This is a genomic window from Rhizobium sp. R635 (genome assembly GCF_002211285.1).
In the GTDB taxonomy this organism is placed as follows: Bacteria; Pseudomonadota; Alphaproteobacteria; order Rhizobiales; family Rhizobiaceae; genus Rhizobium.
Genome location: NZ_LOKX01000013.1, coordinates 1 through 14,730 on the forward strand (window position 1 = coordinate 1; position 14,730 = coordinate 14,730).

Below are 14,730 nucleotides of genomic sequence, written 5' to 3' on the forward strand. Positions count from 1 at the left end.
ACTAGAACGAGTAACTTCGTCGCCAGCAGCGCCGCCGCCCTCGTCAGTGAGTGGGCTTATAGAACTAACCCTCCCAAACAGTCAACACTCATTCCAAAAGTTTTTTGACATTTTTGTAACAGGTTGATTCGGAAGGCATTTTTGCCGCTCAACTTTATCCACAGGCGGCCTTTTCGGATCAGATTCCCGAAAATTCTTTTATCAACCGGTCAAAAAACCATCGAAAGCCTGCTCTCCACCGCCGAAATATGACTAGAAAACAGCGCCTTGAGCGAATTTATGGTTAATGGAGGATTAAAGCGCCTCCGACCGGCGCGTTTTAAATTTCCGTCACAAATCAACGACCGACATTCGGAACCTATCGCGGTCTGGAGTGTTGTCTCTCCCATTGAAGGAAGGAGACCGACATGGCTGCCAATACCGATGATATCAGAGCATCTGTGAGCAAGGACATTGCCGCACTCCAGCAGGAAGTATCCCGCCTGCAGAAGATGATTTCGGCTCAGGGCGCCGAAGCCTATTACGAAGTGCGCGGCCGCGCCGGCAAAGCCTATGAGGATGCCCTGCCCCGCGCAAAGAACGCCGTCGCCCAGATCCGGGCGGAAGGGGCGGCTGCCGCCGGTGCCGCCCGCGAGCACGTGGCCGTGACCACCACTGCACTGGCGCTTGCAGGCGCCATCGGCTTTCTTGCCGGATATCTGCTGTCCGGCAATTCGCAGCCACAGCCGCGCCATTGGTGGCACTAAACGTCAAGTCCGTCTAAAATCAGCTTTTTTACGCACCCGCCGATCCATTTTTCGGCTGGGTGCGTAAAGGCTTATGTCTCAGAAAAACCAATTTTTAATGCAAGTGGTGGGAACATAAAAAACTAAAGGGAGGACGACAATGGAAAACAAGAGGGCCAATTGCATCATTGAAGTCAGCGTCGACGGCGCCAACGGCCGTTACGCGGTCGGTATCATGAATATGCGCCAGGCACTCGAACTGCCGGAAATGCCGAGCCTGTCCTACACACATCCCGACCCTGTCAAAGCCGCCGCCGGTATCGTCGTGAGCCGCAAGGAACTGGCCGGCTTCATGGCCTGCCGTTAAGGCAGCGCGGCCTCCTATCATGTCTGACGGCGCTTTTCTCCAAGCGCTGATGATTTCTGACGACGCCTGTTTTCCTGATCTTTGATTGCCTTGCCGGCATCCCTGGCGTGCCTTACTGGCGTCGTTGCGCCGTTCATGCCAAGAAAAGGCATCGAGGCAGACAAGGACGACAGATGAGGGAGCGGCGCCCACCGCATAAAAGGCGCGAGCGGGCAAAACCCGCCGCCGAGGCCGCAGCCAAGCGGGTCACGCTTTCCCGCGCTCTTTCCAAGCTCGGTTATTGCTCCCGCACGCAGGCCGAACGGCTGATTGCCGAAAGCCGCGTCGCCGTCGACGGCCGTATCGTCAGCGATGCCTCCGCATGGCTCGATCTCGCCACGGCAAGGATCAGCGTCGACGGCCTCCCCGTTGCCGCCGAGGCGAAGATCTATCTGATGCTCAACAAGCCGCGCGGGCTTGTCACCACCCGTCACGATCCCGAAGGCCGGCCGACGGTCTATGATTGTCTCAAGGGTTTCGACATTCCGCATCTCTCTCCCGTCGGCCGGCTCGACAAGGCGAGCGAAGGCCTGCTGCTCTTTACAAACGACACGGAATTCGCCCAGGTCCTGCTCGATCCGGTCACCCATGTCACCAAGACCTATCATGTCCAGGTCGACCGCATCATGGACGACGAAACGCTGGCCGCCATGACCTCGGGCATCCGCCATGACGGCGAGCAGCTGACGGCAACAGCGGCGCGGCGGCTGCGCCAGGGCGACAGGAATTCCTGGATCGAAGTCGAGCTCGACGAAGGCCGCAACCGCCAGATCCGCCGCATGCTGGAGGCGCTCGGAGCCGAATGTTTGCGCCTCGTGCGTGTCGCGATCGGCGGGCTCGAACTCGGCGAACTGCCGAAAGGCGCCGTGCGTGCGCTGACCGATGCGGAATTGCAGGCGCTGCGCCGCAAAGCCGGCATGGAAAGGACGAGGCGCAATTGAGCGATGTGACTGACATGGCGCCGCACGATTTCTGGCAGGAAATTCATCCGCCCGGCACCTTTGCCGAAGAGAAGGAGTTCACCTCCTTCTATGTCGCCGTGCTGGAAGACGGCCGCCAGCTTCGCCTGCCGATCCGGGTGCTCGCCGATGGCGATCGCGCCCTTGCCTCGCTGATCGTCAACCAGGCGAGCTTCGCCGTGCTCGATGCGCTTGCCGAAAGCCTCGCCGACAGGATCAGGCCCCTAGAGATCGATATCGTCGCCGGCCTGCCGACGCTCGGCCTGACGCTCGCCGCCGTCGTCGCACAAAAGCTCGGCCACCAGAGATACGTTCCGCTCGGTACCTCGCGCAAATTCTGGTATCGCGACGAACTCTCGGTTGCCCTGTCCTCGATCACCACGCCGACACAGCAGAAGCGCCTCTATATCGATCCGCGCATGCTGCCGCTGCTTCAGGGACGGCGCGTCGCCCTGATCGACGACGTCATCTCCAGCGGCGCTTCGATCGTCGCGGGTCTGAACCTGCTGACGGCCTGCGGCATCGAACCCGCCGCCATCGGCGCGGCAATGCTGCAGTCGGAGCGCTGGCGCGAAAGCCTCGCCGCCGCCGGTCCGCAATGGGCAGCACGCATCGTCAGCGTCTTCGCAACGCCCATCCTGGAGCGCAATGCCGCGGGCCGGTGGCAGGCGGCACCGTAACGAAATATCGGGATTGCATCTCGCCGGCCGGCACCGCTTTATAGCGAACCGGACGACCAGAGTCCGACCGATAGACGCACTACGGATCCGCCCATGTCGTTCGAACAAGCATCCCTGCTGATCCTTCTGCTGGCGATGCTCATTCTCTTTTCGCTCGGTCGCATCCGCATCGAGGTCGTCTCGATCGCCGGCCTGCTTTCCGGTCATGCGCTTGGCCTTTATCCGGCCGACCAGATCTTCACGGGCTTTGGCAGCCCCGTCGTCATCACCGTCGTCGAAATCCTGCTGATCGTCCAGGTGCTGGCGCGCGCCAAGCTCTTCGACAGCCTTGCCGCCCGTTTCTCAGCCGCAAGGCCCTCGAACTTCAAGGTGATCGCTGGCACATCGGCGCTTGCCGGCTTCATTTCCATCTTCATGAACAATATCGGCGCCTTCGCGATCACCCTGCCGGTGACGCTCCGGCTCGGCACGGCGCTCACCATCCCCCGTCGCCAGATCGTCATGCCCCTCTCCTTTGCAGCGCTGCTCGGCGGCCTCGTTTCGCTGATCGGCACGCCGGCCAATCTGCTCGTCAGCGACGGGCTCGCCAAGGCAACGGGAACAGGCTTTCGTTTCTTCGATTTCGCCTATGTCGGCCTGCCGGTGGCAATCGCCGGCATTCTTCTCATTACTTTTCGCGTGCAGCGTCTGTTTCCCGAACCTGACGAAGCGCCGGCGACGGTCTCCCCGGCGGTTCGCCGCATCGTCGTCGAGCGCCGTGTTCCCGACGTCTCACCGCTGATCGGCGTGAAGCTTTCCGATTGTTCGGCGCGTTTCGGCATCAAGCCGCACGCGCTGATCCGGGCGGACAATTTCGTCTTCGGCCCGCTCGACCAATCGGTGATCGAAGCCGGCGATGTCCTGCTTGCCGAAGGCGGCGATACGATTTTTGCCGGCCTTGCCGCCGCGCAGGCGCTGGTGGCCGATATCAATCCGCATGGCCTTCAGCCGGATTTCGCCCGCGTCGAAAGCGTCGTCATGCCGGAAAGCACACTGGTCGGCTCGCGCATCCGCTCGCTCGAAGTCTTCCACAGCCGCGGCGTCGCGGTCACCGCTCTTTCCATGCGCGCGCCGCGCATCGAGGGACGCTTCCTCGACCTGCAATTGTCGATCGGCGATATAATGACGCTCGAGGGACCGCGTATGGCGATCGCCGAAGCGCTCGAGGAAAGCGAGTGCCTGCCGCTCGCCCCGACAACTCCGGCCGAACCGATCCTCCTCTCATGGCGGCCTTTTGCGCTCTTTGCCTGCGGCGTCGCCGCCTCCGCAGCCGGCCTGCGTCCCGACATCGCCTTTGCCTGTGTCGTGCTCGTGCTCGCCTTGCTCAATCATCTGAACATCCGGCAGGCGATGGCCGACCTCAACTGGCCGATCATCATCATGCTCGCGGCGATGATCCCGCTCGGCCAGGCAATGGCCACCACCGGAGCCGCCGAAACCATAGCCGGCTGGCTCAGCATCGTCGTGCCCATCGCCCATCCGCTTGCCGGCATCGCCCTCATCCTCTTTCTCGCCATGGCATTGACGCCCTTCGTCAACAACGCGACCGTCGCGATCGTCCTGACCCCGATCGCATTGGAATTCGCAAAGACCGGCCGGCACGGCCCGGATGCCTATCTGATCGCGGTCGCCGCCGGCGCATCGCTCGATTTTCTCACGCCCTTCGGCCATCACAACAATACCTTGGCGATGGGGATCGGCGGCTACCGCTTCGGCGATTTCCTGCGCGCCGGCTGGCCGCTCACCCTCGCAAGTTACGGTCTTGCGCTCTTTCTCCTGGCCCTGTTCTGGCTGTGATGCGATAGTTGGCTCGACTTGACTTCCCCGGCAATGAAACTAGAGCAGGAAAACTTCCCTCAATCATAAGGACCGTCGAGCGCCGTGCGAATCCTCTCCGAAGCCCATTTCCCGGAACTGCCGAACTACTACCGCGGCAAGGTGCGCGAGAATTACGACCTGCCGGACGGACGCCGCATCATCATCAGCACCGACCGGCTGAGCGCTTTCGACCGCATCCTGACCTGCATTCCCTATAAGGGCCACGTGCTGACGCAGACGGCGCGCTACTGGTTCGAAGCGACGAGGGATATCTGCCCGAACCACGTGCTCGACTATCCCGATCCGAATGTCGTCATCGGCAAGCGGCTCGATATCCTGCCGGTCGAGATCGTCGTGCGCGGTTATCTCGCCGGCACCACCGGCACCTCGATCCTGACTCTCTATAAGAAGGGTGAGCGGGAAATGTACGGCATGCGCCTGCCAGACGGCATGCGTGACAATCAGATCCTGCCGGAACCTGTGATCACGCCGACCAGCAAGGAATTCGACGGCGGCCATGACGAGCCGCTGACGCCCGCCGAAATCGTCACGCGCGGCCTTCTGACAAGTCAGCAGTGGGAAACCTTGTCGGCATACGCGCTCGCCCTCTTCGCCCGCGGCCAGGAGATGGCGGCCAAACGCGGCCTGATCCTCGTCGATACCAAATATGAATTCGGCACCGATGGCGACGGCAACATCATCCTCGCCGACGAGATCCACACGCCGGACAGCAGCCGCTACTGGCTTGCCGAAAGCTATCCGGCAAGCTTTGCCGCCGGAAAGCGGCCGGAAAGTTTCGACAAGGATTTCGTCCGCGCCTGGGTGGCGGAGCGCTGCGACCCCTACAAGGACGAAATTCCCGAAATTCCCGTCGAACTGATCGAGCAGACCTCTGCCGTCTACATCAGGGCCTACGAAGCGATCACCGGCGAACGCTTTGTTCCCGACGACAGCGGCGAGACGCCGCTTGCCCGTGTCCGCAACAACCTCGCCCCTTATTTCCCTTGAAAAGACGACACGCGAAAGCCGCCGGGCCCGGCATCGGCTTGGCAGTTTTCGCTCAATAGCGCTAGCATTGGAAAAAAGGGAATACCGGGCGCGGCCCGGCGGGGGATAGATGGTAAGAAGGCCGAGACGCAAGGCCGAGGAAACGCGACAGGACATCCTGTCCATGGCGGAGATGCTGTTTCGCGAGCGCGGCTTCGTCGCCGTGTCGATCGCCGATATATCAGGCGCGCTGCATATGTCGCCCGCCAATGTCTTCAAGCATTTCCATTCCAAGATCGCGCTGGCCGACGCCATCGCCGGGCGCCATCTCGACAACGCCACCGAGCGTTTCGTCACCGACCCCAACTTGCCGCCGAAGGAGCAACTGCTCCGCTTCGTCCTGCGCCTGCTGGAAGGCCATCTACAGGACATCCAGAAGAGCCCTTACATCTTCGAAATGGTGCTTTCCACGATCGAGGCCAAACTCGAGGCCGGCAATCGCTACCGCGCCCGTATAGAGGAAAAGCTCGGCGAGATCATTCGCGAAGGCATCGCGGAGGGCAGCTACCATTGCAGTGATCCCGGCAACGCGGCACACACCGTCGCAGACCTCCTGACCTGCGTGCTGCACCCTGTTCTCATCGTTCGCGACGATAAGGAGACGCTGGTGCGCCGCGCTGAGAATATCGTGTGCTTCGTCGATGCCGCACTGCAAAATAGCGCTTGCTAAGTGACGGTTGCTGACTTACGTCACTTCGTAAAGCTTTTCTTAGACTCGGACAATGGCATTTGAAGCCAAGCCAATCCTGACGCTTATATAAGCCTGCGCCCGGCCCGGCCGAGCCCGTGGATCGAACGGCGATTGCCACCGCATGAGGAAATTCAGAATGATCCGGCGTGCCCTCCTCATCTCCTCGGCCCTCGTGGCCGGCGCATTGCTTGGCGCCTGCAGCGACAACGCCGGCAAGCCCGCCGGCAATGCCGGCGCGAGCGCGGCGCAGCAGGCGGCCCCCGTCGGCGTGGTCGCCCTGACGAAGGCAAGTTTCCCGATCACGACGATCCTTCCCGGCCGCGCCGAAGCCTTCCAGACGGCCGATATCCGGCCGCAGGTCAGCGGCATCATCCGCGAGATCGCCTTTAAGGAAGGCGGCGAGATCAAGAAGGGCGATCTTCTCTATCAGATCGAGGATGCGCCCTATATCGCCGCCGTCGAGCAGGCCAAGGCGGCCATCTCCAAGGCCGAGGCAAGCGTTCCGAGTGCTGAAAGCAATCTCGAACGCTACCAGCGTCTCGTCGGCAGCGGCGCGACACAGATCGAATACGAGACGGCCAGGACGACGCTTCTCCAGGCGAAGGCCGAGGTCGAGTCGGCAAAAGCAGCCCTTTCCGCCGCACAGATCGACCTCGATCATACCAAGATCGTCGCGCCCTTCGACGGCGTCATCGACCAGACCGCCTACAATATCGGCAACGTCGTCTCGGCCAACCAGACCACGGCGCTGACGACGATCCGCCAGCTCGATCCGATCTACATCTCGCTCACGGAATCGAGCACCAACCTCCTGAGGCTGCGCGATGCGATGGCCGCCGGCGATATCAAGGGTGCGGAGAACGTCGCCTTTCACCTGATCCTCGAAGACGGCAAGGAATATAATCAGCAGGGCAAGCTCGACATGTCGAAGCAGGTGGTCAGCGAGACCACGGGCACCTTCATCATCCGCGTGCTCTTTCCCAATCCCGACCGTATCGTCCTGCCCGGCATGTATGTCCGCGCCACGGTGGAGCTCGGCGCCGAAACCGGTTACGCGCTGCCGCAGCTGGCAACGAGCCGTGACGCCAACGGCCGGCTGACGGCGCAGTTCGTTTCCGCCGACGGCAAGGTCGAAACCCGCGCCTTCGAGAACAGCTCGCCCTCCAACAATTCCTGGCTGGTGACCGAAGGCATCAAGGACGGCGATCAGCTGATCGTCAGCGGCCTGCAGTCGATCACCGCAGGCATGCCGGTGAAGCCGGTTCCGATGAAGATCAACGACAATGGCGTGGTCGTGGCTGCCGAGCAGCCCGCGGCCGGTGACGCTGAGAAGCCCGCAGCGAAGTAATCGCTCCGAGCCCGCATCGTCACCGTCTCAGCCGCACAGGAACAACCGATGGCCAAGTTTTTCATCCGACGTCCGATTTTCGCCTGGGTCATTGCGATCACCATCATGCTCGCCGGCCTTCTGGCGATCTTCACCCTGTCGATCTCGCAATATCCCGACATCGCCCCGACGACGGTCCGCATCAACGCCACCTATCGCGGCGCCAGCGCCGAAACCGTCGAGAAATCGGTGACGACGATCATCGAGGACGGCATGACCGGCCTCGACGACCTCACCTACATGACCTCGACCTCGTCGACCGGCTCGGCCAGCATTCAGCTCACCTTCGGAACCAGCATCGATCCCGATATCGCCCAGGTGCAGGTGCAAAACAAGCTGCAGCTCGTTCAATCGCAGCTTCCAGGCGACGTCATCGATGCCGGCATCAGCGTGACGCGCTCGACCTCGAGCATTCTTCTCGTCGGCTCGCTCGTTTCAACCGACGGCAAGCGCAATTCGGTCGATCTCGGCAACATCATGTCGACCTCCATCGAGGATCAGATCCAGCGCCTGGAAGGCGTCGGCAGCATCAACGTCTTCGGTTCCGGATACGCCATGCGCGTCTGGCTCGATCCCTTCAAGCTCCTGAAATACCAGTTGACGCCAAGCGACGTCACGGCAGCGATCCAGGCGCAGAACACCCAGGTTTCCGTCGGCTCGCTCGGCGCCCAGCCGACGATTTCAGGTCAGCAGCTCAACGTCACCATCACCGCGCAGAGCCAGCTGACCACCGTCTCTGATTTCGAACACATCATTCTCAAGGTCGAAAAGGACGGCGCGACGGTACGCCTGAGCGACGTCTCGCGCATCGAGATCGGCCAGGAAAGCTACGGCGGCGGCTCGCGCTACAACGGCCAGCCCTCGACCGGTTTCGCCGTCAACCTCGCAATCGGCGCCAACGCCATCGATACCGCCGCCCGCGTGCGCTCCGCGCTCGACGTCATCGGCCGCACCCTGCCGGAAGGCGTGAAGATCACCTACCCCTACGACACGACGCCCTTCGTGGAACTGTCGATCGAAAAGGTCGTGCATACCCTGATCGAGGCGATCGTGCTCGTCTTCGTGGTGCTGCTCGTCTTCCTGCAGAACCTTCGCGCTACGCTGATCCCGACCATCGCCGTTCCCGTCGTCCTGCTCGGCACCTTCGGGGTGCTGGCGGCCACCGGCTATTCGATCAATACGCTGACGATGTTCGCCATGGTGCTGGCGATCGGCCTTCTCGTCGACGATGCGATCGTCGTCGTCGAAAACGTCGAACGCATCATGTCGGAAGAGAAGCTTTCGCCGCTCGAAGCGACGGAAAAGTCGATGGGCGAGATCACCGGCGCCATCGTCGGCATCGCGCTCGTGCTGACCGCCGTCTTCATTCCGATGGCCTTCTTCGGCGGCTCCACAGGCATCATCTATCGCCAGTTTTCGATCACCATCGTCTCGGCCATGCTGCTGTCGGCGCTCGTCGCCATCGTGCTGACACCGGCGCTCTGCGCCACGATGCTGAAGCCGGTCGGCGAACACAGGAAGCACCGTGTCGGCGACTGGTTCAACCGCAATTTCACCCGCTCGACCAACGGCTATGTCAGGAGCATCGGCTATCTCCTGAAACGGCCGATCCGCGTCATGCTGGTCTTCCTTCTCGTCGGCGCCGGCTGCGCCTATCTCTTTACCCGCCTTCCGAGCTCCTTCCTGCCGCAGGAAGACCAGGGCGTGCTGCTGACCATCGTCACCACGCCGCCGGGCTCGACCACGCAGCAAACCCAGGCGGTCGTCGAGAAGGTCGAAAATTACTATCGTGAGAATGAGAAGGATGCCGTCGAGTCCGTCTTCGGCGCGCTGGGCTTCGGCTTCAACGGCTCCGGACAGAACAGCGCCATCGTCTTCACCAAACTCAAGGACTTCTCGCTGCGCACCGATCCGAACCTGAGCGCGCAGTCGGTCGTCAACCGTGCGTTGCGCAGCTTCTTTGCGATGCGCGAGGCGCAGGTCTTCGCGCTTCTGCCGCCGGCGATCCAGGGTCTCGGCGTATCGAGCGGCTTCTCCATGTATCTCGTCGATACCGGCGGCCACGGCAACGACGCCCTGACGGCCGCCTCCAAGCGGCTGATCCAGATGGGCAACTCGTCAGGCAAGGTCGTGGCGCTGCGCAGCAGCAGCAAGGAAGTCGAGCCGCAGATGCGCATCGTGCTCGATCAGGAAAAGATCGGCGCCATGGGGGTTGATATCGCTTCGGTCAATTCGATGCTGTCGATCATCTTCACCGGCCGCGACGTCAACGACTTCACGCTGAACGGTGAGATCAAGCCGGTCTATGTCCAGGGCGACGCGCCCTTCCGCATGCAGCCGGACGATCTCAATCACTGGTATGCGCGCAACAATGCCGGCGAGATGGTGCCCTTCTCCGCCTTTACCAAAACCGAATGGGTGAAGGGCGCGCCCTCGCTTGCCCGTTTCAACGCCGTCAGCGCCATTCCGCTCGATGGGGCTTCGGCTCCCGGGGTTTCCTCCGGCGATGCGATGAACGAAATGGAAGCGCTGACCGAGCAGCTCGGCGGCGGCTATACTGTAGCCTGGCAGGGCATCTCCTATCAGGAGCGCCTCTCCGGCTCGCAGGCGCCGATGCTCTATGCGATCTCCGTTCTCGTCGTCTTCCTCTGCCTGGCCGCACTTTACGAAAGCTGGTCGATCCCCTTCTCGGTGATCATGGCGGTGCCTGTCGGCATTCTCGGTGCGCTGGCGGCGGCAACGCTCTTCGGCCAGGCGAACGACGTCTATTTCAAGGTCGGCCTGCTCACCACGATCGGACTGGCGGCCAAGAACGCGATCCTGATCGTCGAGTTCGCCAAGGACCGCATGGAAACTGGCATGGGACTCTACGAGGCGACGCTGGAAGCGGCGCGATTGCGCCTGCGGCCGATCATCATGACCTCGCTCGCCTTCATTCTCGGCGTCGTGCCGCTGGCGATCGCGACAGGCGCGGGCTCGGCTGCACAGAACGCCATCGGCATCGGCGTTCTCGGCGGCATGCTGGCCGCGACGATGCTGGGAATTTTCTTCGTGCCGTCCTTTTTCGTCGTCATTCGACGCATCTTTGCCACACGCGCCAAAAATGCGGCAGGACTGTGATATAAATGCACTGTGATAATGCTGTTCCGATTGCTACATTGCGCCCGACTGCTTCGGTGTGTGTGTTTGTGGTAGAACGAGGCGCGGCTGCGATAGTGAAGCATGAAGCTTTGGACAAGAATTGACTTGCTCGAGTACAGGATGAAATGAATGGTATCTCTTCGTTTTGCCACGCCGGCATTATTGTTATTACTGTCGGGCTGTGTTGTTGGCCCGGATCATGCTCCTCCTGAAATGCCGCTGCCCGCCAAATTCGGAGAAGGTGGAACGAAGAGTGTTGGCGACGTTGCTACCGCAGCCTGGTGGACCGCCTTCAACGACCCCAAGCTGAATGGCTATGTCCATGCCGGCCTCGATCAGAACCTGTCGGTTCAGCAGGCGATCGAACGCATCAATGCGGCCTCTGCAAACGTCACCACCGCCGGCGCAGGCGGCCTGCCGAGCCTGAACGTCGGCGCTTCGCACACGGTCAGCGGCCAGAAGGGCGAGCTGCGCACGCAGGTCGACACGCGCAACACCAGTGCCGGCGACGTCCAGCTGAGCTGGCTGCTCGATCTCTTCGGCCTCTACAAGCGCAGCACCGAGAGCGCGCTCGCTTCGCTCGATTCCGCATATGCATCGGCTGATGTCGCCAAGCTGACCCTCGTGCAGGACCTCGTCTCGAGCTATATCGACGTTCGCTATTATCAGCAGCGCCTGGCGCTTTCGAGGGCCAACCTGAAGTCTCGTCAGGAAACCTACGAACTGACCAAGTTCCAGCTGGAAGCCGGTGCGGCCTCGCGTCTCGACGTCGTTCAGGCCGAAGGCCTCGTACAGTCGACGCTCGCCGAAATTCCCGGCCTCGAAACCAACATCCGCATATCAGCCCATCACATCGCCACGCTGCTCGGCCTGCCGGCCTCGGCCCTTGTCGATGAACTGCTGAAGGGGCGCGGCCAGCCGGTATTCCGCGGCGGCATCAACTCCGGCATCCCGGCGGACCTGATCCGCAACCGTCCGGACATTCGCGTCGCGGAGCGTGATCTCGCCGCCGCAACGGCCAATATCGGTGTTGCCGAGGCGCAGCTTTATCCGAGCATCTCGCTCAGCGGCTCGATCTCGCCGTCCTTCATCAACCAGCGCGGCATCCATGGCGACCTGACCCCCTGGTCCTTCGGTCCGACCCTCAACCTGCCGATCTTCGACGGCGGCCGCCTGCGCGCCAACGTCAAGGCGACGCAGTCCGACGCCGCAACCGCCTACCTCAACTGGAAGTCGACGGTGCTGACCGCGGTCGAGCAGGTCGAGAACGCACTCGCGGCTGTCCGCCGCGACGCCCAGACGGTCGCCGCCCTCCAGGCCCAGGTGAAGACCACGCAGGAAACGCTCGAACTGTCGACCGCATCCTACAAGGACGGCGCCTCCTCGCTGCTCGACGTTCTCGACGCGCAGCGCCAGGTTTCGCTTGCCCAGGCAAGCCTTGCCCAGGCCGTCCAGCAGATGGCTAAGGATTACGTCTCGCTGAACATCGCAGTCGGCGGCGGTTATGCGCCCGGCGGCAAGACCACCGCGCCGGTGAAGCCTGCGCCGGCGAAGGCCAAGAGCTGATCGGCATTTTGCCTTTCTGGAAATACCAAACCCCGCGATCGCCTCGCGGGGTTTTTTCATGCCCGGCGAATTCGGCAAATAATCCCGCATGAGCAGGATTTGGATTCGACAAGCCAAAAGAGCTGCTATAGGACTGATTAAACGATTAATCAGAATGTTCTAGATCATGGCTTCATCGCGCCCGGGACCGAACCTCAGCAGGATAGCGACCTCGCTCGGCGTCTCCATCGCGACCGTCTCCAATGCACTCTCCGGCAAAGGCAGAGTCTCCGGCCAATTGGTCGAAAGAATCCGCGAACATGCCGCTGAGCTCGGTTATGTCCCGAGCCAGGCCGGCCGCGCGCTCCGGACCGGCCGCAGCGGCGTTCTCGGCCTGGTGCTGCCCGATATCGCCAATCCTCTGTTCCCGAAGATCGCACAGGCGATCGAATTTGCCGCCTCCGCAGCAGGTTACGGAGTGCTGATCGCCGATTCCCGCGGCGACGCCGCTGCCCAGGCCGAGGCGATCAATCGCCTGGTCGAGCGCGGCGTCGACGGCATGGTCGTCATTCCCCGCCGCGCCACCCGCATTTCGTCCGCCGCCTGCCCGGTCGCCGTCATCGACACCCCCTCGACGCGTGGCAATACCGTTTCCGCCGATCACTGGCAGGGCGGCCGCGAAATCGCCCTCCATCTCGCCGATCTCGGCCATCAGCGCATTCTCATCATCGGCAACAATCAGGAGTCCAGCGTCCAGAACGACCGCGCCGACGGCATCCGCGCCGGCATGCGCCCGGGCATGCATTCCGAGACGCTATGGATCGAGAAGGTGGAGCTGGATGGCGGCAGGGGCTGCCCGCTCGGCCTCGCCGAAAAAGCCCGGCAGGGTTTCACTGCTTTCGCGGCCCTCTCCGATCTGCAGGCCCTGCGCGCGCTGACGGAGTTGCAGCAGGCCGGCATCAACGTTCCCGCCGATGTCAGCGTCACCGGCTTCGACGATCTCATCTGGTCGCCTGTTGTCACGCCGTCGCTGACGACGGTCAGGATGGACATGGATAGGATTGCCGGGATTGCCGTGTCGGCGCTGGCCGATACCATCATAAAAAGCCGTTCCCGCGAGGGCGTGCTCGTTACCGCGGAGATCGAACGCGTTGCAATGCAGCTGGTCGTCCGCCAATCATCCGGGCCTGCGAGCCCGGCACTAAAAACCTCAGAGATGGAGAACATGTAGATGAAAAAAGCTCTCTTTGCGTCGGTGGCGCTTGCCGCACTCTCTCCGCTCGGCGCCTCCGCGGCCGAACGCACACTGACCATTTCCGTCTATGCCTTCGCACAGGACGATTTCAAAACGCTGGTCTACGACCCCTTCGAAGCCCAGTGCGGCTGCAAGCTGGTGGTTGAGACCGGCAACAGCGTCGAGCGGCTGGCTAAGATGGAGGCGAACAAAGCCAATCCCGTGGTCGATCTCGCCGCCGTTTCGATGGCGGATGCGCTCGCCGCATCGCGCGCCGGCCTGATCGAGAAGGTCGATACCGCCAAGCTTGCCAACTTCGCCAAGCTCTATGACGTCGCCAAGGATCCGAACGGCGACGGCATGAGCGTCGGCTATACCTTCTATGCCACGTCGATCGCCTATCGTTCCGACAAGATGAAGATCGAGTCCTGGGCCGACCTCCTGAAGCCGGAATATGTCGGTCATGTCGCCTTCCCCAACGTCACCACCAACCAGGGCCCGCCGGCGCTCTATATGCTGGGCCTGGCGCTCGGCAAGGATACGCCTGATCTGCAAGGCCCGATCGCAGCGCTGGGCGAAAAGAAGGACGACATCGTCACCTTCTATGAAAAGTCCTCGCAGCTCGTGCAGCTGATGCAGCAGGAGGAGATCTGGGCAGCCCCCATCGGCCGGTTCTCCTGGGCAGGCTTCACCAAGCTCGACCTTCCCGTCGCCTGGGCAACGCCGAAGGAGGGGCAGACCGGCGGCATGAACGTGCTGGTGCTGACCAAAGGTTCGCAGAACCAGGATCTCGCCATGCAGTTCATGGATTTCTGGCTCTCGACCGAGACCCAAGCCAAGCTCGCCGAAAAGCTGATCGACAGCCCTGCCAACAGTGAGGTCAAGCTTTCCGAAGCCGCCGCCGGCAACCTCACCTATGGCGAGGAAACGGCCAAGAGCCTCAAGCTGATCCCTTCCGCCATCGCCCTCGACAACCGCGCCGGCTGGCTGAAGACCTGGAACGAGAAAGTCGGCCAGTAAAGCCCTCGTGAATCGGTCCCGGCGTCTCCCGCCGGGGC

The 14,730-nt window shown here is 62.1% G+C and carries 12 protein-coding genes; all 12 read left to right on the forward strand.

The genetic code is table 11. From position 1 onward, the window contains the following. Positions 1–407: 407 nt before the first annotated feature. The 12 genes from ATY78_RS12850 (at position 408) to ATY78_RS12905 (ending at position 14,692) form a co-directional block, all read left to right on the forward strand. Positions 408–746, forward strand: coding sequence for a hypothetical protein (locus ATY78_RS12850; protein WP_088682731.1), 339 nt, complete (start codon positions 408–410; stop codon positions 744–746). 139 nt (positions 747–885) lie between these two features. Continuing rightward, positions 886–1,092 (forward strand): hypothetical protein, encoded by a 207-nt coding sequence (locus tag ATY78_RS12855; RefSeq protein ID WP_004679163.1) that lies wholly within the window; start codon positions 886–888, stop codon positions 1,090–1,092. A gap of 173 nt (positions 1,093–1,265) precedes the next feature. Then, positions 1,266–2,072, forward strand: a complete 807-nt coding sequence (locus tag ATY78_RS12860) for a pseudouridine synthase (protein ID WP_088682732.1) — start codon at positions 1,266–1,268, stop codon at positions 2,070–2,072. Positions 2,073–2,086: 14 nt separating this feature from the next. Next, positions 2,087–2,770, forward strand: coding sequence for a phosphoribosyltransferase (locus ATY78_RS12865; RefSeq protein WP_088682733.1), 684 nt, complete (start codon positions 2,087–2,089; stop codon positions 2,768–2,770). Positions 2,771–2,863: 93 nt separating this feature from the next. Further along, positions 2,864–4,606, forward strand: coding sequence for an SLC13 family permease (locus ATY78_RS12870; RefSeq protein ID WP_088682734.1), 1,743 nt, complete (start codon positions 2,864–2,866; stop codon positions 4,604–4,606). An 84-nt stretch (positions 4,607–4,690) separates the two neighbouring features. Next, positions 4,691–5,635: a phosphoribosylaminoimidazolesuccinocarboxamide synthase gene (locus ATY78_RS12875; protein ID WP_088682735.1), complete on the forward strand. Its 945-nt coding sequence runs from the start codon at positions 4,691–4,693 to the stop codon at positions 5,633–5,635. 109 nt (positions 5,636–5,744) lie between these two features. After that, positions 5,745–6,344, forward strand: a complete 600-nt coding sequence (locus ATY78_RS12880; protein ID WP_088682736.1) for a TetR family transcriptional regulator — start codon at positions 5,745–5,747, stop codon at positions 6,342–6,344. Positions 6,345–6,501: 157 nt separating this feature from the next. Next, positions 6,502–7,713 (forward strand): efflux RND transporter periplasmic adaptor subunit, encoded by a 1,212-nt coding sequence (locus tag ATY78_RS12885; RefSeq protein WP_088682737.1) that lies wholly within the window; start codon positions 6,502–6,504, stop codon positions 7,711–7,713. Positions 7,714–7,761: 48 nt separating this feature from the next. Further along, the gene (locus ATY78_RS12890; RefSeq protein ID WP_088682738.1) at positions 7,762–10,872 is read left to right on the forward strand and encodes an efflux RND transporter permease subunit; all 3,111 of its coding nucleotides are present in this window, start codon (positions 7,762–7,764) and stop codon (positions 10,870–10,872) included. Positions 10,873–11,022: 150 nt separating this feature from the next. Next, on the forward strand, positions 11,023–12,459 hold the full coding sequence (locus ATY78_RS12895) for an efflux transporter outer membrane subunit (protein ID WP_088682739.1): 1,437 nt from the start codon (positions 11,023–11,025) through the stop codon (positions 12,457–12,459). Positions 12,460–12,625: 166 nt separating this feature from the next. Then, positions 12,626–13,669, forward strand: coding sequence for a LacI family DNA-binding transcriptional regulator (locus ATY78_RS12900; protein WP_088682740.1), 1,044 nt, complete (start codon positions 12,626–12,628; stop codon positions 13,667–13,669). Continuing rightward, entirely contained in the window at positions 13,670–14,692 is a 1,023-nt protein-coding gene (locus ATY78_RS12905) for an ABC transporter substrate-binding protein (protein WP_088682741.1), read from the forward strand. Positions 14,693–14,730 lie beyond the last annotated feature (38 nt).